This is a genomic window from Mycolicibacterium austroafricanum, from assembly GCF_902705885.1.
Classification (GTDB): Bacteria; Actinomycetota; Actinomycetes; order Mycobacteriales; family Mycobacteriaceae; genus Mycobacterium; species Mycobacterium vanbaalenii_A.
The window spans coordinates 107347-131494 of record NZ_CACSIP010000004.1 but is presented as its reverse complement, the minus strand read 5'-3'; the positions used below and the strand labels follow the sequence as shown (position 1 = coordinate 131494).

Sequence of the window (24148 nt, the reverse complement as noted above, 5' to 3'; positions counted from 1 at the left end):
GGACCTACGAGATGCACTCGACATGGACCGGTCAGGACTTCGGCAAGCAGAAGCCCTCAGAGGTGTTCCGCGATCACTTCCTGACCTGCTTCATCGCCGACCCTGTCGGGGTGAAGCTGCGGGAGGAGATCGGTCTGGACAACATCTGCTGGGAAGCCGACTACCCGCATTCAGATTCGATGTGGCCGGGCGCACCCGAGCAACTCGACGAGGTCCTCAAGGCCAACAATGTGCCCGACGTCGAGATCAACAAGATGACCTACCAGAACGCAATGCGCTGGTATCACTGGGATCCGTTCACCCACATCCCCAAAGACCAGGCCACCGTCGGCGCGCTGCGCAAGGCCTCCGAAGGACACGACGTCTCCATCCAAGCCCTCTCTCACCACAAAGAGGGCGAACGCGGTGGCGGTGCCGGGCATTTTGATGCCCTCAAAGCGGCGACGCGCGGAAACTCCTAGCCCGACAGCTCATATCGGATCGGGAGATGCTTGAGACCGCCGACAAAGATGGTGGCGGTGTGCTCGGGCGGGCCTGCCAGTTCGACCGACTTCAACCGGGGCAACAGCGCTGAGAAGAAGCTGTTGACCTCCATGCGCGCCAATGCCGCGCCGAGGCAGAAGTGCACGCCGTAGCCGAACGCGATGTGCTTGTTGGGATCGCGGCCGACGTCGAAACGGAACGGATCGGTGAACACATCCTCGTCACGGTTGCCCGACGGATAGGACAGCAGCACCGAATCCCCTGCCGCGATAGGCACGTCGCGAATCACCGTGTCCTGCTGGGCGGTCCGCATGAACTCCTTGACCGGGGTCACCCACCGGATCATCTCCTCCACCGCCAGGGGCAACAGCCCGGGATTGTGCTGAAGCCTCCGAAGCTCGTCCGGATTCTCGGCCAGCGCCTGCATGCCGCCCGAGATGGTGGCACTGGTGGTGTCGTGCCCGGCAGTGGCGACGATCAGGTAGTAGGACACCGTGTCGATGTCGGACAGCGGCTCGCCATCGATGCGGGCGTTGGCGATCGCCGATGCCAGGTCTTCGGTGGGCTGCACGCGACGCGCCGCGGTGATCTCGTTGAAGTAGGTGAACATCTCGAACAGCGCCAGCCCGCGCTCCTCCATGGTGACCCCGCGCTGGAACTCGGCATCGTCGTTGCCGAACAGCTCCTGGGTGTAGGTCAGCATGCGGGGAAAGTCGGATTCCGGGATCCCGAGCAGCGACATGATGACGTAGAGCGGGAAGTTCACGGCGACCTCGGTCACGAAGTCGCATTCGCCGCCCCTGTCGGCCATCTGGTCGACGAACGACCCTGCGAGCTCGTCGACTCGGACCTTCAACGCCCGCATGGCTTTCGGGCGAAACCAGTCCGCACCGATCGCCCGGACCTTACGGTGCTGAGGATCATCCATGTGGATCAACGTGCTGACCCCCATGGCCGCCTGCTGTTCATCACCCTCGACGGTGCTCAGCACCGGCCGCGGCGAGTTGGTGAACAGGTCATCGGCCCGCTCGATCGCCATGATGTCGGCGTGTTTGGTGATGGCCCAGAAGGGGCGGTAACCCGGGACGTCGACCCAGGACACCGGCGCGGTCGTCCGCAGATGCGTCAGCGCCGCATGCAGTCCGGGCTCGTCGGCGTAGGCCGCCGGATCGGCGAACACCTTGGCGGCCTCGTCGACAACTCGGACGCTCATGATGACTCCTTGTTCATGCGCCGCTGCGCAGTTCAGCTACCAGGTCGGTGACCGTGGCCTCCTCGATGGAGGCGGGAAAGCCCACCAGGACACGGTCGATCAGGCCGCCGCACCGCTTCCGGATCTTCTTCACCAGTTCGTCTACCGGTGCCACGACGGCGAACTCGTCGAGCATCGCGTCGTCGATCAACGAGCCCATCGCCTCCCAGTCGCCCAGGCGTGACAACCGGTGCAATTCGGTCTGCAGATCCCCCCAGCCGTGCAGCTCCAACACTCCGCGATAGGCGGGCGTGGATGCGTAGAAAGCGATCTGCCTACGGGTGCCCGCTGCAGCCGTCCTCATCTCGTCCTCGTCCCGTCCCGTCACCACAAAAATCGGACTCGCCACCTCGACGTCGCCGCGCTGACGGCCCGCGCGCTCGATCCCGCGCGTCAACGTCGGCAGGGTCACCTCGCGGAAATACCGCTGCGTCGAGAACGCGTGCGCGAGCAGTCCGTCGGCGACCTCTCCACACATCTCGGTCATCCGGTCACCCACGGCGGCGACGAACACCTTCGGGTCGCCATGGGCGTGGGCTGGCGGAACGAACATCGGCGTCATCAGCGTGTGGGTGTAGAACTCACCCTCGAACCGCAGTTCCCTGCCCTCCCGCCAGCAGGACCAGATCTCCCTCAGGGCCAGCACGAACTCGTGCATCCGGACGACCGGCTTTCCCCACGGCATGCTGAACCGCTTCTCGATATGCGGCTTGATCTGCGAACCGAGCCCCAACAGGAACCGCCCCCGCGAGTAGTCCTGCAGATCCCAGCCGATCTGGGCCACCGTCATCGGATTGCGCGCGAACGCAACCGCGATACTCGTGCCGAGCTCGATACTGGTGGTGTGTTCGGCGGCCAGGGTCAGCGGCAGGAAGGGGTCGTGGTTGATCTCGGCCGTCCAGCAGCCGTCGTAGCCGCGCCGTTCCAGCATTCGGGCACCGTCCGGCACCTGCGAGAGCCGGCTGACGACGGCCGCGTCCACCTTCAGGCCGCCTTCAGCACCCATGCTGAACGAAGCTACAGTAAGCAATTCAGTAAGGTCAACGTTGCGAGCCTGCGCGCGCGTCACCACCGAGGACAGGAGTAGCGAATGCCCAGAGCCGAGGATTGGCAGGACACGCTCGGAGAACTCGCGCGCCGACGGGACCACTCCCGGACCATGGGCGGCGACGACCGTCTGGCCAAGCACCACGCCAAGGGAAAACTGGATGCCCGCGGACGCCTGGACCGTCTGCTGGACAAAGGGTCGTTCCGCGAGTTCGGCACGCTGGTCGGCGGTGAGATCGCGGCCGACGGCATCGTCACCGGGTCGGGTCTGATCAACGGCGCGCCGGTGATGGTGGGCGCCGAGGACTTCACCACATTGGCCGGCAGCATCGGCCCGGGAGGCAACGCGAAACGCTACCGGCTCGCCGAACTCGCCCTGCGCGACCGGATCCCGCTGGTGATGCTGCTCGAAGGAGCGGGCTTTCGCCCCAGCGGTGAGCACTACGGCCGGACCCCCACCGACCTGTTGGCACAGGCTCGGTGTTCCGGCAAGGTCCCCACGGTCGGTGGGCTGTTCGGGCCGTCCGCCGGGCACGGTGCGCTGGTCGCGCCGGTGTGCGACTGGACCATCATGACCAGACAGGGGGCGATCTTCACCGCCGGTCCCCCGGTCGTCAAAGAATCGNCCGGCGAGGAGATTTCGAAGGAAGACCTCGGCGGTCCCACCGTGGCGTTGGCGAGCGGGGTCATCCACAACCTCGGCGAGGACGACGAAGCCGTGCTCGACGACATCCGCCGCTACCTGTCGTACTTTCCGGCGAGCGCCTGGTCCTATCCGACGTCGCTGCCGTCGGGCGAGTCGACCGGGCGCCGCCCGACCCCCGAACTGCTCGAGATCGTGCCACGCGGCAACCGGCAGGTCTATGACATGCGCGCGGTGCTCGACGTGGTCTTCGACGATCCCGACTGGTTCGAGGTGCAGCCGAAGTTCGGAGCCGCGATGATCTGCGCGCTGGCCCATCTGGGCGGGCACCCGGTCGCCGTGGTGGCGAATCAACCGAAGGTCATGGCGGGGTCGATCGATGCCGATTCCGCCGACAAGGCCGCCCACTTCATCGCGGTGGCCGATGCGTTCCACCTGCCGATCGTGTTTCTCGCCGACAACCCGGGGATGATGCCGGGCAGTCGGTCCGAACGCCAGGGGGTACTGCGCAGCGGAGCCCGGATGTTCGCGGCCCAGACCGCGGCGTCCACGCTGAAACTCCACGTCACGTTGCGCAAGGCGTACGGCTTCGGCTCGATGGTGATGTCGCTGCTCGGGTTCGACGGCCAGAGCGCGACGTTCGCCTACCCCGGAGCGACGATGGGGGCGATGAGCGCGGCGGCGCTCAGCCGCGCCTCACACGCGGCCGAGGACGTCGAGGAACGGCTGCGTCAGGCCGAGGTCGACGCGTCGTTCCGGTCGGCAGGCCATCTCGGCTTCGATGACCTGATCCATCCTGAAGAGACCAGGGATGCGCTGCTGGACGCGCTGGAGCGCGGCCTCTACAGCCGCCAGGCGGCCGCCGAGCCGGTCTGCCGCACCGCCATCACCCCGTAACCCCGGCGATCTCGGGGCGGTTGTCGTCGGTGAGCGACGACAACCACGCCGAAATCACACGGTGGCGCGGTACCGGGTGATGATCGGTTCGAGCTCGGCGGGCGTGGCCCCGTGCATGATGACCGCGTCCGCGCCGTAGTCGAACTCTTTGCGTACCCGGTCCACACACTGCTGCGCCGATCCGGTGGCCGACGGCTCCAGCCATTCGTCAGGGATCAGGGTGGCGATGTGCTCGATCTGCTCGGCAGAGGCCTTGTGGTCGATGCCGCCGGGGATCGACTGCACTACCGGGTCATCCCGGAACCGTTGCAGCACAGAAGGATCCCAGCCGTTGGTCTTCACCAGCAGATCACCGTAGCCCTGCAGGTAGGTGGCCAGCCGGGCCACCGTCTTCTTCAGTCGCAACTCCTCGGGGAGGTGGTCACCCACGGTGGCGAAACATGACCACACCCGCACATCTGCGGGGTCGCGGCCCGCCTGCTCGGCGGAATCCTTGACGGTCTTGACCGCGCGCTGCAGCGTCTCGGGCGTGAAGTAGGTGTGCAGGATGACGTCGTCGAACTCCCGTCCGCCCAGCGCCAGCGTCTGGGGACCGAACGCGACGAGCGCCAGCCGGATGTCCTCGTTGAACTCCGGGTCCAGGAACAGCACCTGATACTTGCCGATCGGGCCGTCGTGGTCGAAGATCAGCGCGCCGTGCCAGAGCTTGCGCATCACCTGGGCGAAGTCCTCCATCTGCGCGGTGGTCACCGCCGGCACGCCGAACGCGTTGTACATCGCCGCGATGCCCCGCCCGAGTCCCAGAGTGAACCGCCCGCCGGACAGCCGGTGCATCGTGGTGGCCCACGATCCGGTGATCAGTGGATGACGGGTGTTGTGGTTGGTGGCCGCGGTGGCGATCTGCATGCGGCTGGTGACCGCCAGCGCCGCGCCGGTGAGTGACGACGCCTCTTTGACGTTCCACCGTTCGGAGATGAAGGCCGTGCCGAAGCCCAGTTCCTCCCCGTGGCGGGCCTCGTCCATCAGCGTGGCCGGCCCTTCACCCCCGGCGCCGGCCAGCAGGTAGTACCCCAGTTCGTCGAGTGCAGCTTCATCTATCCCCATATCGCTCTCCCCTCGCCTTCGGCTGGGAGGTGCCCCCAGCCCGCCGAACCGTTCACGCCCAAACTCCTTGCTTGTAGCCACAATTCCAGACCTCGGTGATCCTGCCGTCGACGACCCGGAAGATCTCCATACTTCCGACGGTGGTCTCGGTGCCGTCCTTCAACGTCATCGGCGACTGGTAGACGATCGCGACGTGCTCGCCGTCGTCACCGGCGACCACGAGGTGGAGCTCGAAGCGGATCGTCTCGAACATCTCCCAGTGGTCGACGACGCGCGCCACCGCCTCGTCGTGGGTCAGCGTGGTGGCCTCCCCCACGTCGTGGCGGATCACCGAGTCACCCATCAGTTCGTCGGCGAGAGCGAAATCGCGTTCGTTCCACACCGCCAGGTTGTACAACTCGACGACCTCACGCGCCGAGCGGGTCACGCGAACACCTCCACGGCGCCGTCGAACGAGTCGGTGGCGAACTCGGCCATGGGCGCGGCGTACACCTGCGGTGTCGCCATCGGCGCCCGTCGCGCGACGTGCTGCACACTCACCATCGAGTTCCTCCGCCACATATTTGACGCAATGCAAGTAACTTAATTGTCGCTCGTCTAATATGCAAGGGTGCCCACCCCAAGTCGCGGCCTGACGCAGCCGGAACGGGTCGAGATCTCCAGCCGCAAACTGGCCCGCGCCGCCGCTGAGTTGATCATCGAAAAAGGCTGGGAAGCAACGACTGCCGCGGAGATCGGCCGCCGAGCCGGATACAGCCGGGCCATGGTGCACGCCCGGTACGGCAGCAAAGACGCTGTGCTGGATGCGATTTTCATGCGGGAGTACATGGCGCAGCTGAGCCCCGATCTCGACCCGCAGGCCAATGGCCTGCAACACGCGCTCGCCCACCTGGACCGGATCGGCCGGCTCGCCTCCGAAGACCCCGAGCTGCTGCGCGCGATGTTCGTGGCCGCCTTCGAGGCAGTGAAGAGCACCTCACCGCTGCGCCCTCGCTCCCTGGGCCAACTCGACACCGGAATGCAGAAGGTCAAGATGGGCCTCGAGAGGGGGCTCGCCGACGGCTCGGTGCGACCCGGGCTCGACATCGAGGGCGCCGTCAACGACATCAGTGCATCGGTGTACGGCATCGCCTACCTCTGGCTGGTGCTGGCCGAGGGCTACGATCTCGAACGCGAGCTGACATGCCTGCGGAACCGCCTCATTCGGGATTACGGCTCGCCTCCCGGCTGACTTCGCGGAGAAGCCGCTCCGAGGCGTCCTGGACTCCACCGGCGAACAGATGCCCGACGTGGCTGCCCCGGTGCCAGTACACCTGGCCGCCCCACCGCTCGTGCAGTGCGAGTGCGGGTGCGCGCCTGGCCATCTGGTCGTGCCACGCCCCGACGATCAGCCGTCGCTCCGGCGGAGGTGACGGCTCCACCGCCTGGTAGTCGACCACCGACATCACCTGTTCGACGGTTTCGGACTGCAACAACTCGATGGTGTCCCGCACCGACGGACCCCAGCGGCCGAGGTGCGCGGCGATCATCGTGTTGAGGCCGAAGATCGGGGTGTACAACGCCACCGCGTCGACCTGCTCCAGATGCGACACCAACCCCGCCACCGGACTCCCCATCGACACACCGGACACCGCGATCGCGCTCGCCTGGGGTCTCAGCCATCGCAGCACGGCGCGCACCTCGGAGACGGCGCGCATCATGCCGGCGACATTGGCCAGCGGATCCATGGTGGGATAGGCAGGCCATCGGCTGCGCCGGACCCCGCATCCCGGCTGAACCGGGAGCGCGATGTTGAACCCGAGTTCCTCCTGGATCCGGCGCGCGCGGGAGAACAGCAAATCGATCGGCTGGCCCTGACCGGCGCCGTGCACCCACACCAGCCAGGGCCGGCGCTCCTCACCTCGACGGCACAGGTGCACAACAGCGGTGGCCGGCCCATCAAAACCCTCGGCGGTCAACGAGTCCGGCAGCTGGGGATCGTGATCGAAGGTCAGCTGTTCGTAGGTCTGGCGTCCGAACCGACGTCGTCGGATCGAGCCGACCCGCAATGCAGGCGGCGCGCCGTGCGCGCCCGCCAGACCGAGCCCGGTCAGTTCGTCGGCGGCAGCGGCACAGGAGTCCGCTGTGCGCTCCAGTTTCGGCGGCGGTGCGGTCAACGTCATGCCCGATAGAGCCAGTTCGTCGAGTACGACCTCACCGAGTTGCCGTACACCGCTGCATGACAACGGATTCCAATCGCCCGCGACCGCAGCGTGGGCTCGCGGCACCACGCCGCCGAAATCCCGGCCGATGCGCCAGGCGCGTTCTGCGGGCTTCACCCGAGCTTGAATCCGGTATAACCCGCTTCGGCGATCTCGTCGCAGCGGCGGCGGTATTCCGGGATCCCCGCGGTGTAGCCCATGTACATCCGTTTCTTGCCCGGGACGTTGCCGCCGTTGTACCAGGAGTTGCACGTCGGGTGGACCAGTACAGTCCGGGCGACCAACGCCGTGGCGTGTTCCATCCATTCGCGTTGGGCGTCCGGCAGCGCTTCGATGGTGCGGTGATCGTGGGCACGGAGGTGGGCGAGGCAGTCACCGATCCACTCCACGTGTTGTTCCATGGCGGCAACGAAGTTCGTTGCCGCCGAGGGACTTCCCGGCGCCTGGATGATGAACAGGTTCGGGAACCCGGACACCGCGATCCCCAGATACGAGTACGGCCCCCGCGTGCCCCAGAAATCCGCCAGCGACATGGCGTCGCGGCCGCGGACGTCGATGCGGGTCAGCGCACCGGTCATCGCGTCGAAACCGGTCGCGTAGATGATCACGTCGAGTTCGTGGTGCCGCTGTCCGGTCCGGATGCCCGCCGGCGTCACTGCCACGATCGGGTCTTCGCGGAGGTCGACGAGCGCCACATCGTCCCGGTTGAACGTCTCGTAGTAACCCTGGTCGATGATCGGACGCTTGCAGCCGAACGGATGGGTCGGCTTCAGAGCCGCGGCGGTCGCGGGATCCTCGACGATCCGCGCCACCGCCTCGCCGTACAGTTCGGCGGCCATCTGATTGGCCTCGATGTCGAAGAAGATGTCGCCCCAGCTGAGCGCACCCATGACGCCGTTCTCATCGATGGCCCGCAGCTGCTCCTCGCGGGAGGCCGTCTTCAGCGGCGGCATCGCCAGCATGTCGAGCAGCACCGAGAAGGCGCTGAGGCGGGCCGCACCGACGGGATGGGCGCGCTGCAACTCGCGGATCTCGCCGTAGTTGCTCTTGAGGTCCTCGAGCTCGCCCGGCTCGAAGGGCCGCACGTGCCACGGCAGGGTGTAGGCGGGTGAACGCTGGAACACCGTGAGGTGCCCGGCCTCCCGTGCCACCACCGGAATCAGCTGCACGCCGGTCGAGCCGGTACCGATGACGCCGACGCGTCGGTCGGTGAGATCGACGTCTTCTTCCGGCCAGCGACTGGTGAACAGCGACGTGCCGGCGAAGCTGTCCAGACCGTCGATCGTGGGTTCCAGGGGCACGGACAGGATGCCGGACGCGGCGACGACGTACCGGGCGACGAACGACGGCCCGGCGGCGGTCTCGACACCCCACACCGCGGCGTCCTCGTCGAAGACCATCGAGACGACCTCGGCGCCGAACGCGATGTCACGGCGCAGGTCCAGTCGGTCGGCGACGAAGTTGAGGTAGGCCTCGATCTCAGGTTGGGCCGGCATCGTCTCGGTCCACACCCACTCCTGCTGGATCTCCTCGGAGAAACTGTAGGAGTACTCGATGCTCTCGATGTCACACCGCGCTCCCGGGTAGCGGTTGAACAGCCAAGTGCCGCCGACGTTGTCGGCCTTCTCCAGCACCTGGGTACGGAAGCCCAGTTCTCGCAGACGGTGCAGCGCATACAGCCCGGAGAAACCGGCACCGATGACGATCACGTCCACGTGTGCTGTCACATTTCCTCGCCGAGATCGGTGGTTCCGCCTGCGTGCGCATCGTACTGAAACTATTACAGTATCGCCGCCGATCCGCGGCGCTCGTCAACACCACTGTCGAAAGAGCTACTGTAAGATCCTCCGTATCTCTGCGACATCAAGGGAGGCCCCGTGCAGGTTCCGTTCACCTGGAAGGTCACCGGGTGGTTCATGATCGGGTGGTCGGCGGAATTCGAAGTCGGCGACGTGCGGGCACTCCACTACTTCGGCGAGGATCTGGCCGCGTATCGCGACGAGTCTGGCAAGCTGCACGTCCTCGAAGCTCACTGCAAGCATCTGGGCGCCCACATCGGACACGGCGGCAAGGTCGTCGGCGACTGTGTCGAATGCCCGTTCCACGGCTGGCGCTGGGGACCCGACGGCACCAACCGCTACATCCCCTACCAACCGGACCGCCCCAACCGGGGGCTGAGACTGCGGTCGTATCCGGTCAAGGAGCAGTACGGCTGCATCTTCATGTGGTTTCAGCCCGAAGGCGGGCCACCGCAGTGGGAACTGCCGGACATCTTCGGGAAGTTCCCTCAGTTCGAGACGGACGCCAACGCGTACTACCGGCCGTATCCGGAGTTCTCCAGCCGCGCGGACGCGATCCCGGTGCATCCACAGATCGTCGCCGAGAACGGCCCCGACAGCTCACACTTCCGCTATGTGCACGGCGCCAGTGTGACGCCGGTGTGTCTGCACTGGGAACACGTCGACGAGGAGTGGCGGTTCCTCACCGGGTGGCCCGACGTCCGCAGCGACGACCCGGACAAGATGGCGTTGCGCATCCACAGCCATTTCTCCGGACTCGGGTTCGCGATGAGCGCGTTCGAGGGTTCCTCGAATCACCGATTGATCTTCGCGTGCACACCCGTCGATGACGAGGTGTCCGACATGTTCTATTCGATCTGGTGGCCCAAGGAGCCCGGCGAGACGTCCGACATCCCACCGGACCACGTACGCGCCAAGGTCGAACGGCAGTACCTCAAGACCGTGTGGGAGGACTGCGACATCTGGCGCCACCAGAAGTATGTCGAGAACCCGCCACTGGCCAAGGTCGACGCGAAACCGTACATGGCCATGCGGAAATGGGCGACCCAGTTCTACGAGGTGCCCCCGACGGGACAGCCCGCCCCCACGGCATGAGGTCCCCACTGAGAGAGGGCTGCAGCGGATGGCCATACAAGCTTCGACCAGTTGTCTACCCGTTCGCCGCGGACGTCTAGAGTCCATCGCATGACCGAGTCGATCCAGTTCACCGTCCCGGCCGCCGCCGACGCCGTCGCCGCCGTCATCGGCGATCGTGAGTTCATCGTCCAAGGTGATCGTCGCTTCACCTACGCACAGATCATCGAGCGGTCCAACCGTCTGGCGGCCTACCTGTACTCCCGCGGATTGGGCTGCCACACCGAGCGCTCGGAGCTGCCCGGTCACGAGGTCGGCCAGGATCTGTTGGGCATCTACGCGCACAACGGTCCCGAGTACCTCGAGGGCATGCTGGGTGCGTGGCGGGCCCGGGTCGCGCCGTTCAACGTGAACTACCGCTACGTCAAGAGCGAACTGCAGTATCTGCTGTCGGACTCCGGCGCGTCCGCACTGCTGTACCACGCCGCGTTCGCGCCGCGGCTGGCCGAGGTGCTCCCCGAGCTGCCGGCGCTCGAGGTGCTGATCCAGATCGCCGACGACTCGGGCAACGAACTGCTGCCCGGCGCTGTCGACTACGAATCGATCATGGCCGGCGGAGCCGCGCAGGTGCCGCCGGTGGAGCCGTCCCCCGATGACCTCTACGTGCTCTACACCGGCGGCACGACGGGCATGCCCAAAGGCGTGCTGTGGCGCCAGCACGACATCTTCATGACCTCGTTCGGCGGCCGCAGCCTCTACACCGGCGAACTGGCCACCAGCTATCAGGACATCGCCAACCGCTGCGCCGAGGCGCCCGGCACCAAGCTGATGGTGTTGCCACCGCTGATGCACGGCGCCGCCCAGTGGGCGGTGCTCACAGCGATGACCACGGGTCAGACCGTGGTGTTCTCGCCGGTCACCAGCCACCTCGACGTCGACGACGTGGTGCGCACCATCGAGCGGGAGAACGTCATCGCGGTGACCGTGGTCGGCGACGCGATGGCCCGGCCGCTGGCCGACGCGTTCGAGCGCACCGAGGCGGATCTGTCGTCGCTTGCGGTGGTCGCCAACGGTGGCGCACAGCTGACCCCTACCGCCAAGCAGCGCCTGATCGACAGCAAGGCCAACCTGATGGTCGTCGACGGCGTCGGCTCCTCCGAGACCGGCGCTCAGATGACGCACATGTCGGCGTCGGGCGCGGTATCGACGGGCAGGTTCACGGCGGGACCGGACACCTCGGTCGCTTCCGAAGAGCTCACCTCGATTCTGGAACCCGGGCACGAGGGTATGGGCTGGCTGGCGCAACGCGGTTACGTCCCACTCGGTTACAAGGGGGACGCGGTCAAGACGGCGGCGACATTCCCCGTTATCGACGGCGTGCGGTACTCCGTCCCCGGAGACCGTGCCCGCCATCTGGCGGACGGGTCGGTGGAGTTGCTCGGCCGCGACTCGGTGACGATCAACTCCGGTGGCGAGAAGATCTTCGCCGAGGAGGTGGAGTCCGCGATCGCGTCGCATCCCGCTGTCGCCGACGTGGTGGTCGCCGGTCGACCGAGCGACCGGTGGGGCCAGGAGGTGGTGGCCGTCGTCGCGTTGGCCGACGGTGCCGCTGCCGACGCGACGGAGATCATCGACCATGCCGCCGCGGTGATCGCCCGATACAAGCTGCCCAAGGCAGTGGTGTTCCGACCCGCGATCGAGCGCAGTCCGGCAGGCAAGGCCGACTACCGGTGGGCTCGCGAACAGGCCGTCAGCGAGTCCTGAGCCGGCGGCGGGTGCGGGCGCGCGCCAGTGTCAGCGCCAGCGCGGTGGTGGCACGCATTGATCGCGAGAAGGGCGGCGCGGCACGCCCGGTGATCGTGAACGGGAGGTCGCTGCCGACCACGGTGCGGTGATGGCTGAACGTGTCGAACCCGGCCTTGCCGTGGTAGGCGCCCATGCCGCTGCGACCCACTCCGCCGAACGGAGCCGCCGACGGAATCATCTGTGCGGCAAAGTCATTGCGCGCAACTCCCCCGCTGCGGGTATGCGCAACGAAGTCGTCGAAGTCGCTGCCATCCGGCCCGAACCAGTACGCCACCAGAGGGGACGGGCGGGCGTTGATGTAGTCGACGACATCAGCGAGCCGGCGATAGGGGCGCACGGTCAGGACCGGCCCGAACGTTTCTTCGCTGGAGATCAGCATGCTGTCGTCGATGTCGCGCACGATCGTCGGGGCGATCTTGCGGGTGTGCCGATCGGGCAACACCTCGCCGGGCGGCGAAACCGCCTCGATACGGGCGCCCTTGGTGCGGGCATCCTCGATGAGCCCGACCACCCGATCAAAGTTCGCATCGTTCACCGCCGAGCAGTAGTCGGCGTTGGTCACGATGGAGGGGAACATTCCACGCAACGTGTCGCGGACGGCGCCGACGAACTCGTCGGCGCGATCGGCTGGGACGAAAACGTAGTCGGGACACACGCAGACCTGTCCGCCGTTGATCATGCGGCCCTGCGCGATCCGGGTGGCAGCTCGCGTCAGGTCGGCGCCCGGCGACACCACGACCGGATTCTTCCCACCGAGTTCCAGTGTGACAGGCACCAGGTTGGCGGCCGCGGCCCGCTGGACCAGTCCACCCACCGACGGCGAACCGGTGAAGAAGAGGTGATCGAAGGGCAGCGCGGCGAACTCAGCCGAGACCGCGGCGTCGCCGGTGACGACATGCAGTTCGGCAGGGTCGAAGTATTCGGCGGCGTGAGTCTTCATCAACTCGGCGGTGCGCGGCGTGATCTCCGACATCTTGATCATCACGCGGTTGCCTGCCGCGAACGCCGCCGACGCGGGCAGCACCACCAGGTTCAGCGGAAAGTTCCAGGGGCCGATGATGCCAACGACTCCCAGCGGGGACGGTTCGACTCGCGCCTTCATCCCGAAGACCCGTCCGGCGCGCATCAGCCGCGTGGCCCGCATCCATTGCGGTACATGCGATCTTGTGTGTTCGATTACCGAGATCATGCCCAGGATCTCGGTGAACAGCGATCCCGCCCTCGGTCGGGTACCGAAGTCCGCGGCCATCGCGTCGACGAAATCGTCGGCGTTGTCGAGCACCAACGCCAGCAGCCGGTCGATCCGGTTGCGCCGCAACGCAACGTCGGGTGGACCGTCGGCGAGAAATGTCCGCCGCTGACGGTCGAGAACCTCGTCGAGGGACACGACCATGGCAAGATCCTCCGTCAGACGCTCCTCCGGTAAAGCCAACAGTAACACTGCCTACACATGGGCCCATTCCGGGGAATTGATTACAGTCATGATTACTGTCGGTCATTCAGTTTTGTTTCGGGCAGCACGTCCAGATCGACTCGGGCGTCGTCAGCTCCACGACCGCGGGCGTGCCGATCGCGCTGTGACGACGCCTCGAAACCGGGCTGTACAGTCCACTACTGTAACCGTTACCGTATCTGCTTGGGCACGCTGTCACACTCGACTGGAGGCCAGACGTGGGATCCCCGGTACAGGACGTCGCGATGAACGAGCCCATCGACCTTCGCGACCCCTACCCCATGTTCGCGCGTCGACGCCACGCCGGTGGCGTCTTCCGCGGCTCGGTGATGGACTGGTCTACGACGCCGGAGTCACTACGGCCCGACAACCTCTATACCGCGGTGTCGTTCGATGCCGTCAATCGCGTCTTCCGCGACGGCAAGGTGTTCAATTCGAAGATCTACGACTCCACCATCGGCCTGTTCATCGGTCCGACGATCCTGGCAATGGAGGGCAAGCCGCACTGGGAGCACCGCAATCTGGTGTCTGCGGCGTTCAAGTCGCGCTCACTCGCGCGATGGGAACCCGAGATCGTCCGCCCGGTCGTGAACGGACTCATCGACGAGTTCATCGATTCGGGCCAGGCAGACCTGGTGCGCGACTTCACCTTCGAGTTCCCCACCCGCGTCATCTCCAAGCTGCTGGGACTGCCCGAGGAGGACCTCCCCTGGTTCCGAAAGCGCGCGGTGGAACTGATCAGCTACACAGTCAAGTACAAGCGCGCGTTCGAAGCCTCCACGGCGCTGAAGGACTACTTTCTCGAGCAGATCGAGAAACGCCGCTCCGCACCGACCGAGGACATCATCGGCGACCTGGTGTCGGCCGAGATCAACGGCGAGAAGCTCAGCGACGAGGCGATCTTCTCCTTCCTGCGGCTGCTGCTGCCCGCCGGGCTGGAGACCACCTACCGATCGTCGGGAAATCTGTTGTACCTGTTGCTCACTCACCGCGAACAGTTCGAGGCGGTGGTAGCCGACCGTGAACTCATCGGCTCGGCAATCGAGGAGGGGCTGCGCTACGAGACCCCGTTGACCACGGTGCAACGCTTCGCCACCGAGGCCACCGAGGTGGAGGGCGTGGCGATCCCCGGCGGATCGGTGATCGACGTGTGCATCGGCTCGGCCAACCGCGATGGGCAGCGCTGGGAGCGCTCCGAGGAGTTCGACATCTTCCGCAAACGCATACCGCACATATCGTTCGCCGCGGGCGAGCACACGTGTATGGGGCTGCACCTGGCCCGGATGGAGACCCGGGTGGCCGTCGAATGCCTGCTGGACAGGCTGTCGGACATCCAGCTCGTCACCGCCGGCGACCCGCACATCCACGGTCAGCCGTTCCGGTCTCCGACGGCGATTCCGGTGACGTTCACCCCTTCCGCCGCGAAATAACATTCCTGGCTGTGATCTGCGGGCCGATCACAGCCATGGCTTAACTCTCGCGGTCAGCGCTCACGGCGGGCGGAACTCTCGGACGCCCAACGGTAATCTTTACAGTATCGAAACTTCGCTAGACTCGCTGTCCAGAGAAGCCGCACGACATCGACGTCAGAAGAGGATCGACTTGATCAAGGTCATGGAGGGCGTTCGTGTCCTCGAGGTAGCCCAGTTCACCTTCGTGCCGGCCGCCGGGGCGATCCTCGCCGACTGGGGCGCCGATGTGATCAAGGTCGAGCATCCGGTGCGGGGCGATACCCAGCGCGGCTTCATCAACATGGGCGGATTCCAGATGGATCCCAACCGTCATCCGCTGATCGAGCACCCCAACCGGGGAAAGCGCAGCGTCGGAATCGATGTGTCCACTCCCGAAGGCCAGGAGGTGCTCTACGAGATCGCCAAAACCGCTGACGTCTTCCTCACCAACTACATGCCTCAAGCCCGACAGAAGAACAAGTTCGACATCGAACACATCCGCGCCGTGAATCCCGACATCATCTACGCACGCGGGAGCGCCTACGGCGACAAAGGACCCGAGCGCACCGTGGGGGGATTCGACGGGACGGCGTTCTGGACACGAAGCGGGGTTGGCCACGCCCTGACCCCCGAGGAGATCGGAGGCGCGCTGTCACAGGGCATTCCGGCGTTCGGGGACTCGATAGGCGGGATGAACATCGCCGGTGGTATCGCAGGAGCGCTGTTCCATCGCGAACGTACCGGTGAGACCGCGGAGATCGATGTGTCGCTGTTGAGTACGGCGTGGTGGGCCGCCGGGGCGAGCGTCACCCAAGGTATGGAATCCGGTGAGACGATGCGCTCGTTGATGCCCGACTCAGTGGGACCCACCGTCAACCCGTTCCTGGGCAACTACCTGACCTCCGACGGTGGCACCATCAACCTGTGCATCGTCAGCCCGACGGGGTACATCCGCGATGCGTTCGAGCACCTCGGCCTGCCCGAACTGGCCGACGACCCGCGGTTCTCCGAGGTCATGCCCCTCATCGAGAATGCCGGGGCGGCAGCCGAAATGATCGCCGACTCGATCCGCAGCAAGCCGTTCGACTACTGGCGCCAGCACCTGAAGACGATGAAGGGTCAGTGGGCGCCGTTCCAGAGTCTCGTCGACCTCGGTACCGACGAGCAGGCCATCGCCAACGACATGATCGTCGAGGTCGAGGCCGGCGACGGCGGCAAGCCCTTCAAGGTGGTGAGGGGTCCGGTGCAGTTCAATCACGAGCCGTTGGAGACGACCCGTGCGCCGCAGGCCTCCGAACACACCGAGATCGTGCTGATGGAAATCGGGCTGGACTGGGATCGCATCGAAACCCTCAAGGACTGCGGCGCGATCGCCTAGCCCGCCTCACCGCCGGAACGGTATTCCAGCAGCCGAAATGCGAGTACGCCGCTGCTGGAATACCGTTCCGGCGGACATCACAACGCGTCAACCCGGACGGGCACTCCGGTCAACCAGGCCATCCCCGACAGGGATTCGACGTCGACCGGGTCACTGGACGTCAACTGATTGACGTTAGCCCCACCCGCCTGATTGGCCAGCCGCCAGCCGCCGGTGCCCTTGTGCCCCCAGCCGTGGGGCAGGGCGATCACACCGGGCATGATGTCCTTGGTCACGGTGACGGGCAGCGTGATCTGCCCGTAGGGCGAGCTGACCTGCACCTCCTCACCGTCGCCGATGTTCAGGTCCGCGGCGTCGTCGACGCTGATCAGCCCGTGCTGGCGACGGTCGCCTCGCATCAACAACGGCGAGTTGTGCATCCAGGAGTTCTCCGAACGCGGTTCGCGCATGCCGATCATCCGCAACGGAAAGGCCTCCGGGTGCGCGCCGCCGAACAGCATCGCGATCTGCTCGGCGATATCGTGGTGCACCAACTGGATTCGGCCACGCGGATAACCGACGGCCTGCTTGAGCACACCGGTCCGCAACTCGGACGCCAGCACCTTCCCGTGCGGATGGCTCCGAGTCAGCCGTCCGAAGGTCAGCCCGCCACGCCGCAGCCCGAAGCGGTTGCCGCCGTCGATGACCCGGATGATCCCGTCGGCCAGCAGCCGGAGGCTGGGCTCGACCCCGAACCGCTTCAGCAGCGTGGCTGTTGCCGCGACCGTCCGGAACACCGGGGAGTGACTGCTCAGCCGCCGCATCAAGTCGCCGACGATCTCTGCCTCCTGGCGCGCCTGCCCGACCGGCGCCACCACCGCCTCGGTGGCCTGGCGGAACGGCGTGGCCTGGAACGCCTGGAACGTCAGCGGGAAGTCGTCTCGCTCGTACATCGTGGTCACGGGCAGGACGTAGTCGCAGTGCGACGTCGTCTCGGTCAGGTAGAAGTCCAGCGCCACAGACAATTCGACGGACTCCAGAGCGTCCTCGAGTTCGCCGCCGTTGGGCACCGACAGCACCGGATTGCCGGCGCTGACGAACAGCGCCCGGATCTGCCGCTCCCCCGGCGTGAGGATCTCCTTGGCCAGCAGCGCGGCCGGTTCGGAGCCGATCACCGAACGAAACCCGCCGATGCGGGATCGTTTCCGGCGATAGTTTCGGCGCAGCAGCGCCCCCATGGCCATGTTCACCCACCTCTGCCCAGGCAGGCCCAGACTGCCGAACACCGACCCGCCCGGCTTGTCCAGATTGCCGGCGACCAAGTTCACGACGTCGATCAGGTACGACGTCAGGGTGCCGTATCTGCCGGCGCAGGTGCCCAGCCGGCCGTAGATCGCCGCCCGCGGCGTCGCTACGAGATCGCGCGCCAGCCCGCGCACCACGTCGGGTTCGATGCCGGTGTGCGCCTGCGCCGCCTCCGGTGTGAAGGGCGCAGCCAGCCCGCGAAGCCACTCGAGCCCGTCGGCCTGCGCATCGATCTGACCGGCGTCGACCAGACCTTCGGAGAACATCACCTGCAGCAGTGACAACAGCAGATGCGCGTCGGTGTCCGGGACGATCCCGCGCCACTCGAACTGAGCAGCGGTCTCGGATCGACGGGGGTCGATCACGACAACGCGACCACCGCGCCTGACGATGTCGTGCATGCTGTCCTTGATCCGCGGTGCGGTCAGGAAACTGCCGTGCGACACCACGGGGTTGGCGCCCATCACCACCAACAGATCAGTGCGGTACAGATCGGGGATGGGGACCGAGATCGGCGTCCCGTAGAGCAGCTGACTGGCCATCAGCCGGCTGTTGGTGTCCTGCGAGGACGCGGTGAAGAAATGGGTCCGCCGGCCCAGCCCTTTGATGAAGCCCAGCGCCGAGAACACATGCGCATGGCTGAACGCACCCGGGTTGCCGAAATACCAACCGACAGCACCCGATCCATGGTCTCGCAGGACCGACGACAGTCGGGTCGCGATGTCGGCCATCGCCTCTTCCCAGGTGACCTGCTCGAACCCGGTCACGGTCCGGCGCAGCGGAGTGGTGACGCGGTCGGGGTCGTTGACGACCTCGGTGAACGCAATGCCCTTCTGACAGGCGAAACCCGACGACAGCGGGTGCTCCTTGTCGGGACGCAGCGCGACGAGCTTCCCGTCCTCGACGGTAGCGATCATGCCGCACAGCGGTTCGCAGATCCGGCAGAACGTCGTCTTGTGCTCGATCTTGTCGGTCATAGTGGGTCCCCTTGCCAGCGACGCTACCGGGATAGTCTGGTCCGGATGCGTTGGATTGTCGACGGTATGAACGTCATCGGCTGCCGCCCGGACGGCTGGTGGCGCGACCGGCATCGCGCAATGGCCACCCTGGTCGAGCATTTGGAGCGCTGGGCACTGCGCGACGGGCTCGACGTGACCGTGATCTTCGAGCGGCCGCCGTCGCCGCCGATCGAGTCGGCGGCCGTCACGGTGACCCACGCGCCCGCGGCCGCCCCCGACTCCGCCGACGACGAGATTGTGAGAACGATCCGCCGCGATCCACACCCCGAACAGATCCGGGTGGCAACATCGGACCGCGGCCTGGCCGATCGCGTCCGGGCGGCGAACGCCATGGTGTACCCGGCCGAGCGCCTACGAGACCTGATCGATCCACGCTGAGGTCCGGTAAGGGATCCAGTTGCGCTTTCGATAACTGTCACCATATCCTGCGGCTGGCTACCGTGGCACAGGAGGCAGGGACGTGACCGACGCCTATTACGAGCTGATCGATCCCGACGACCCCCTCGGGGAGAGGTTCGTCGCGTCCAGCCATGTGGTCAGCACCTGGGGATCCAGCATGCAGAACGCCGCGCCGGTGTCGGCGCTGCTGGTCCGGGCACTCGAACGATGCTCACCTCGGGATGACTGCCGCATCACCCGGGTGGTCGTCGACCTGCTGGGCCCGGTGCCCGCCGCCGGCGACCTGTGGGTGCGCGCTCGGGTCGAACGGCCCGGCACCAAGATCGAACTACTGAGCGCCGAGATGGTCGCCACCGGGCCGGGCGGGGCACCGCGGCCCGTCGCCACGGCCACCGCCTGGCGGTTTCAACGCAGCGAGACCGACGACCTGCCCAGCACCCCCGTCGAACCGCTGCGCCCGGTGACCGAGGGACAGCGTCGCCTGCCCGAGGACGGCTCCGATCAGACCTACATCCAGAGCCTGGACTGGCGGTGGCTCAACGACATCCTCAACAGTGTGCAGGCCGAGTGCTGGGCCGCACCGCTGGTCGATCTCGTCGCCGCCGAGACCATGACGCCGATCCAGCGACTGTTCGCGGTGGCCGATATCGCCAACGGGATGGGCAGCCGGCTGAACCCGACCGAATGGACGTTCCTCAATACCGACCTGACGGTGCACATCCACCGGCCACCCGAGGGCCACTGGATCGGTGTGCGCTCCGAAAACCATTACGGCCGAGACGGAGTCGGCGTTTCCAGAGCGACTCTGTTTGACGAAAACGGTCCGGTCGCCGGTGTTCAGCAGGCCCAGCTGGTCCGCCGTAGGCAGACCTCGGACATTCCCAACTGACAGGCTTTACCGTACGATTTACCGTTGCGTCATTCTCAGTACTCCAACCGGCCTGATTCGAGAGGAACTCCCGAGATGCATGACGTTGCGATCATCGGTGTGGGGTTACACCCGTTCGGCAGGTTCGAAGGTAAAACCGCGATGGAGATGGGCGTAGACGCCATCACCGCCGCGATCGCCGACGCCGGCATCGCCTGGAACGACATCCAGTTCGGGGTCGGTGGCAGCTGGACGGTCGCCAACCCCGATGCCATCGTGGGCATGGTTGGATTGTCCGGCATCCCGTTCACCAACGTCTTCAACGCCTGCGCCACCGCGGCCAGCGCCACCAAGGCATGCGCCGACGGAATCCGTCTGGGCGAATACGACATCGGTATCGCCGTCGGTTTGGACAAGCACCCGCGCGGCGCCTTCACCGAGGATCCCGCTCTGGTCGGTATGCCGAGTTGGTATGCCGAGAACGGCCAGTACCTGACCACGCAGTTCTTCGGGATGAAGGCCAACCGCTACCTGCACGATCACGGCATCAGCCACCGGACACTGGCGAAGGTGGTGAACAAGAACCTGCGCAACGGAGCGTTGAACCCCAACGCCTTTCGGCGCAAGCCGATGGACGAGGACACGATTCTCAATTCCCCGATGCTCAACTACCCGCTCACCCAGTACATGTTCTGCTCTCCGGACGAGGGCGCCGCGGCGGTGGTGATGTGCCGGGCCGACCTGGCGCACAGGTACACCGACAAACCCGTGTTCGTGCGCGCGGTCGAGGTGCGCACCCGCAAGTACGGAGCCTATGAGGTCAACACCACCTTCGCGCCCGTCGAGGAGGACGTGGCACCCACCGTGTATGCCGCGCGGGCAGCCTTCGAAAAGGCGGGAATCGAACCGTCGGAGGTGGACGTGATCCAGTTGCAGGACACCGACGCCGGGGCCGAGATCATCCACATGGCCGAAGCCGGATTCTGCGCCGACGGCGATCAGGAGAAGCTGATCTCCGAGGGCGCTACCGAGATCGGCGGGACGATGCCGGTCAACACCGACGGCGGTCTGCTCGCCAACGGCGAGCCGATCGGCGCGTCGGGGCTGCGGCAACTCCACGAGATCGTCCGGCAGTTGCGCGGCGAGGCCGGTGAGCGGCAGATTCCGGGCGATCCGAAGGTGGGGTTCGCCCAGCTCTACGGAGCACCGGGAACAGCGGGCACCACGATCCTGACAACCTGAGACTCCGACTTCGACGGTCGCGGCGGCGCATCAGGCGGATTGTCTGATGGCAGGCACCGAGCGCTGATACCGGTACCCGTGCAACGGTTCGTAGACGAAAAGGTACTTGCCGCCGAAGTCGAAGATCGCGGTGAGAGCCGCCTCCAGTAGCGGGGGCCACACCGGGCGAGCGGGTTCGCCCAGCGGCAGCACCGTCGCATGGGCCGTCCCCGACGGGGTGTTGACGGGGATGCTCTCACGGGGTTCCCCGTAGACACCGGTGTGACTGCCCGCGAACAGATCGTTGACCCACCCCGCGGTGATGAGACCCGCGGCGCTGACGTTCTCGCGCTTGGAGAATCCGTTGATGACACTCTGCAAGAACTGGATCACAGTGTTTCCGCCCTGGATGTAGTCGCCATGTCTACCGTCCTCGAGGCTCACGCCGTTGAAGCGATCGGGACGGGCAAGCTGCAACTTGTCGGCCATGTCACCACCGCGGCTCCAGAAGTACCGATCCGAGGAGATGAGATAGATCGGCCGATCGTTGTCGCCCCGCAACTTCGCCAACGCATCGCTGACAAAGCGGGAGCCCGAAGGCTCCACTCCATCGAGCATGACGATGCCGACGAGATCATCGATCGCACCGTCGTCGGCCAGGAAGCCTGCGGTGCTGGTGACCAGCGTGCCGCCGGCGGAGTGGCCCACGAGGACGAACTTGTTCGGCAGTGTGATCGTGTAACCCGCTGCAGAACTGGCACTTTGGTTGAGCGCCAAGCGATCGTCGCGAAACAGGTCGGCCACCGCACGGTGCATCGTCGATCCGCCTACCCAGGCGGCGTCGGGGGCGAAGAAGTTCGATGACAAGGAGGGTGCGACGACGATGCTGTTGGTCCTCTCCGCCAGGTTGGCTGCGGTGTAGCTGTACATCGGCCCGCTTGCCAGAAAGCCGTGCTGGAGGTAGACGAACCGCGTGGAGGCTTCGACCTCTGCCGGAAAATACCAGTCCGCCTGAACTGTGCGGCCATTGCCGATCGGCAGCGTCAGCGACGACGTCCGGACGGTGACGGTGCTGTTCGGCGGAAGCACCGGCGGTCCGTCGACAAGGTGGGTGAGCCCTGCGAGCAGGTTGACGAGCACCGACCCAATGACGTTGAGCAGAGTCGGCCTGCGCGGCGATGTCTGCGCCGCGGGCTCGTCGACCTGCACCAGTGCCGTGTCGTTCTGCACTGCTGAAGCGGTCTCGCGCTGGCCGCCGGAGTCCTGCGAGTCGGCGGCGGAGACGCCCGTACCGTGAGTCTCCGCAGTGGCGCCGCCGACTGTGGTGGTCCCCGGGGAATCGGCGGCGACCGGCGCCGCCGTGGGACGATGCCGCTTCCCCACCTCGTCCGACTCAGGCTGGTCGGCCACCTGCAGAGCCGGGTCCGCGAGCGCCTCGCGCTGTGCTGCAGAGGTCTCCCGAGCGCTACCGTCGGGTTGTCGATCCCCCCCATCTGCTCGGCTCGGGCCGTCGACATCGACGTCGACGTCGACGTCGACGTCGACATCGCCCGGTGAGACATCGGGGATCGCCGGGTCGGATGACGAGCTGTCTTCCTCGATGCCGTCCAGAGAGGGAACGCTGGAGTTCTCGCCCTGACCGTCGGAGTCGTCGGTCTCTGCCTGACCGCGCGCCGGCGTCGCAGGATCAGCGTCGGAGGGGGTGGGGTCGGCCGTCGCCTCTGCGCGGCCTCCGGACGCCCCGCGAACGCGCTTGCCGTCCGCGGACGTCCGGTCCGGCGCACTTGACGAGTCTGTCGCGTCTGCGGTTTGAGACGTCGAATCCCCAGTTACTGCAACACTATTCGGCGCAAAGGCAACCGCCCCGATCGACAAGGACACCGTGACGAATCCCGCCCCGAGCAATGCCGCAATCTGTCGACCCACAGTCGCCTCCCCACGGTTGAACACGCTCGGCACAAAAAGATACACCGGCGGGCATTTGTATATTTATAGCTCCGGCGGAGCTTGAGGACAAGTCCATCGGCACGCCGCGCGGCGATAGTGTGGGCTTTGTGCAATCCGCTGCCAGACGGGACGAGAAGGCGTGCCGCGCTCAGACGACCCTGTAGAGCAACCACGCCGCGCCCGGGGGCGGCCGGTCGGCGGTGGGAACACTCCGGCAGAGACAAAGGCGGCACTGATGGACGCTGCCGAGCGATCGATTCTCCTGCGGGGTTTTCAGTCATCGACGATGACGATCATCGCGAGGGAGGCCGGCTATTCCCGCGCAGCGATCTACAAAGAATTCCCGAATCGCATGGCACTGCTGGAAGCGCTGGTGAGACGCAAGACCTTGCGGCACCGGGCCGAGATCGGCGCACGGCTTCCTCGGGAAGGTGATCTCGCCGACTTACTCGTCGAGGCGCTCGTCATCGCGGCAAGCGAGCTGATCAACGACCCGCTACTGCAGACTCTGTCCGAACAGACCGACGAGGGCACGGTTGCCTATCTGATCGCGAACAGTCTGGCGATACCAGAGCAGATCGAGCAGTTGATCACGACGATCCGTGCCGGCAACACAGGACGCCAGATGCGCGACGGGCTGCTTGCCAGAGACATCGGACATTTCATCCTCACGACCGCACTCACGTTGCTACTCGGAATCATTCCGGGGACTCAGGATCCGGAAACAGCACGCCGGTACCTACGGACCTTCTTCTTGCCAGCACTGTTTGACAATCCTCCGGCGCCCGCGGCGGTGTTCCCACCCGACACGGCCTAGCACCA

The 24148-nt window shown here is 66.0% G+C and carries 20 protein-coding genes; 11 read left to right on the top strand and 9 right to left on the bottom strand.

Annotated features, from left to right (window positions below; translation table 11 throughout):
- Window positions 1–461: amidohydrolase family protein (locus BEMPMBAN_RS04815; RefSeq protein ID WP_159229246.1), on the top strand; the 461-nt coding region annotated here is incomplete at its 5' end.
- Here the strand turns inward: BEMPMBAN_RS04815 and BEMPMBAN_RS04810 are convergent.
- Together BEMPMBAN_RS04810 and BEMPMBAN_RS04805 are read right to left on the bottom strand one after the other, a co-directional pair.
- Complete coding sequence (locus BEMPMBAN_RS04810) at window positions 458–1696, bottom strand: cytochrome P450 (RefSeq protein ID WP_159229245.1); 1239 nt, start codon at window positions 1694–1696, stop codon at window positions 458–460. The genes BEMPMBAN_RS04815 and BEMPMBAN_RS04810 overlap by 4 nt on opposite strands.
- Before the next feature lie 13 nt (window positions 1697–1709).
- The gene (locus BEMPMBAN_RS04805) at window positions 1710–2741 is read right to left on the bottom strand and encodes an LLM class F420-dependent oxidoreductase (protein ID WP_200845875.1); all 1032 of its coding nucleotides are present in this window, start codon (window positions 2739–2741) and stop codon (window positions 1710–1712) included.
- Window positions 2742–2825: 84 nt separating this feature from the next.
- Here BEMPMBAN_RS04805 and BEMPMBAN_RS04800 point away from each other — a divergent pair, with 84 nt between their 5' ends.
- Window positions 2826–4322, top strand: a complete 1497-nt coding sequence (locus tag BEMPMBAN_RS04800) for an acyl-CoA carboxylase subunit beta (protein WP_159229244.1) — start codon at window positions 2826–2828, stop codon at window positions 4320–4322.
- A 54-nt stretch (window positions 4323–4376) separates the two neighbouring features.
- Here the strand turns inward: BEMPMBAN_RS04800 and BEMPMBAN_RS04795 are convergent, their stop codons facing one another.
- Both BEMPMBAN_RS04795 and BEMPMBAN_RS04790 read right to left on the bottom strand, forming a co-directional pair.
- The gene (locus BEMPMBAN_RS04795; protein ID WP_159229260.1) at window positions 4377–5420 is read right to left on the bottom strand and encodes a TIGR03857 family LLM class F420-dependent oxidoreductase; all 1044 of its coding nucleotides are present in this window, start codon (window positions 5418–5420) and stop codon (window positions 4377–4379) included.
- A gap of 58 nt (window positions 5421–5478) precedes the next feature.
- Window positions 5479–5853: a nuclear transport factor 2 family protein gene (locus BEMPMBAN_RS04790; RefSeq protein ID WP_159229243.1), complete on the bottom strand. Its 375-nt coding sequence runs from the start codon at window positions 5851–5853 to the stop codon at window positions 5479–5481.
- 183 nt (window positions 5854–6036) lie between these two features.
- Here BEMPMBAN_RS04790 and BEMPMBAN_RS04785 point away from each other — a divergent pair, with 183 nt between their 5' ends.
- Window positions 6037–6657: a TetR/AcrR family transcriptional regulator gene (locus BEMPMBAN_RS04785; RefSeq protein ID WP_159229242.1), complete on the top strand. Its 621-nt coding sequence runs from the start codon at window positions 6037–6039 to the stop codon at window positions 6655–6657.
- On the opposite strand, the gene BEMPMBAN_RS04780 is transcribed toward BEMPMBAN_RS04785, so the two are convergent.
- Window positions 6626–7744, bottom strand: a complete 1119-nt coding sequence (locus BEMPMBAN_RS04780) for an alpha/beta hydrolase (protein ID WP_159229241.1) — start codon at window positions 7742–7744, stop codon at window positions 6626–6628. The genes BEMPMBAN_RS04785 and BEMPMBAN_RS04780 overlap by 32 nt on opposite strands.
- On the bottom strand, window positions 7741–9354 hold the full coding sequence (locus BEMPMBAN_RS04775) for a flavin-containing monooxygenase (RefSeq protein ID WP_234897292.1): 1614 nt from the start codon (window positions 9352–9354) through the stop codon (window positions 7741–7743). Before BEMPMBAN_RS04775 ends, BEMPMBAN_RS04780 begins: the two co-directional genes overlap by 4 nt.
- 150 nt (window positions 9355–9504) lie before the next feature.
- Here BEMPMBAN_RS04775 and BEMPMBAN_RS04770 point away from each other — a divergent pair, with 150 nt between their 5' ends.
- Complete coding sequence (locus BEMPMBAN_RS04770) at window positions 9505–10521, top strand: aromatic ring-hydroxylating oxygenase subunit alpha (protein ID WP_159229240.1); 1017 nt, start codon at window positions 9505–9507, stop codon at window positions 10519–10521.
- A 90-nt stretch (window positions 10522–10611) separates the two neighbouring features.
- Window positions 10612–12264, top strand: coding sequence for a medium-chain acyl-CoA ligase Mig (locus BEMPMBAN_RS04765; protein WP_159229239.1), 1653 nt, complete (start codon window positions 10612–10614; stop codon window positions 12262–12264).
- Here BEMPMBAN_RS04765 and BEMPMBAN_RS04760 read toward each other — a convergent pair.
- The gene (locus BEMPMBAN_RS04760; RefSeq protein WP_159229238.1) at window positions 12251–13699 is read right to left on the bottom strand and encodes a coniferyl aldehyde dehydrogenase; all 1449 of its coding nucleotides are present in this window, start codon (window positions 13697–13699) and stop codon (window positions 12251–12253) included. The genes BEMPMBAN_RS04765 and BEMPMBAN_RS04760 overlap by 14 nt on opposite strands.
- Window positions 13700–14004: 305 nt before the next feature.
- Between BEMPMBAN_RS04760 and BEMPMBAN_RS04755 the strand changes: the two genes are divergently transcribed.
- Window positions 14005–15189: a cytochrome P450 gene (locus BEMPMBAN_RS04755; RefSeq protein ID WP_425294928.1), complete on the top strand. Its 1185-nt coding sequence runs from the start codon at window positions 14005–14007 to the stop codon at window positions 15187–15189.
- Window positions 15190–15373: 184 nt separating this feature from the next.
- Window positions 15374–16588, top strand: coding sequence for a CaiB/BaiF CoA transferase family protein (locus BEMPMBAN_RS04750; protein ID WP_159229258.1), 1215 nt, complete (start codon window positions 15374–15376; stop codon window positions 16586–16588).
- A gap of 77 nt (window positions 16589–16665) precedes the next feature.
- Here BEMPMBAN_RS04750 and BEMPMBAN_RS04745 read toward each other — a convergent pair whose 3' ends face one another.
- On the bottom strand, window positions 16666–18849 hold the full coding sequence (locus BEMPMBAN_RS04745; protein WP_159229236.1) for a molybdopterin-containing oxidoreductase family protein: 2184 nt from the start codon (window positions 18847–18849) through the stop codon (window positions 16666–16668).
- Between the two features lie 45 nt (window positions 18850–18894).
- On the opposite strand from BEMPMBAN_RS04745, the gene BEMPMBAN_RS04740 reads away from it, so the two are divergent.
- From BEMPMBAN_RS04740 to BEMPMBAN_RS04730, 3 genes are all read left to right on the top strand, one after another.
- Window positions 18895–19269: an NYN domain-containing protein gene (locus tag BEMPMBAN_RS04740; RefSeq protein WP_159229235.1), complete on the top strand. Its 375-nt coding sequence runs from the start codon at window positions 18895–18897 to the stop codon at window positions 19267–19269.
- A gap of 82 nt (window positions 19270–19351) precedes the next feature.
- Window positions 19352–20179: a thioesterase family protein gene (locus BEMPMBAN_RS04735; protein ID WP_159229234.1), complete on the top strand. Its 828-nt coding sequence runs from the start codon at window positions 19352–19354 to the stop codon at window positions 20177–20179.
- A 75-nt stretch (window positions 20180–20254) separates the two neighbouring features.
- Window positions 20255–21400 carry a thiolase family protein gene (locus BEMPMBAN_RS04730; protein WP_159229233.1) on the top strand — a complete coding sequence of 382 codons (1146 nt, stop codon included), beginning with the start codon at window positions 20255–20257 and terminating at the stop codon, window positions 21398–21400.
- Window positions 21401–21430: 30 nt separating this feature from the next.
- Here BEMPMBAN_RS04730 and BEMPMBAN_RS32465 read toward each other — a convergent pair whose 3' ends face one another.
- Window positions 21431–23305: an alpha/beta hydrolase family protein gene (locus BEMPMBAN_RS32465; RefSeq protein WP_234897291.1), complete on the bottom strand. Its 1875-nt coding sequence runs from the start codon at window positions 23303–23305 to the stop codon at window positions 21431–21433.
- A 256-nt stretch (window positions 23306–23561) separates the two neighbouring features.
- Here BEMPMBAN_RS32465 and BEMPMBAN_RS04720 point away from each other — a divergent pair, with 256 nt between their 5' ends.
- On the top strand, window positions 23562–24143 hold the full coding sequence (locus BEMPMBAN_RS04720; RefSeq protein ID WP_159229232.1) for a helix-turn-helix domain-containing protein: 582 nt from the start codon (window positions 23562–23564) through the stop codon (window positions 24141–24143).
- Window positions 24144–24148 lie beyond the last annotated feature (5 nt).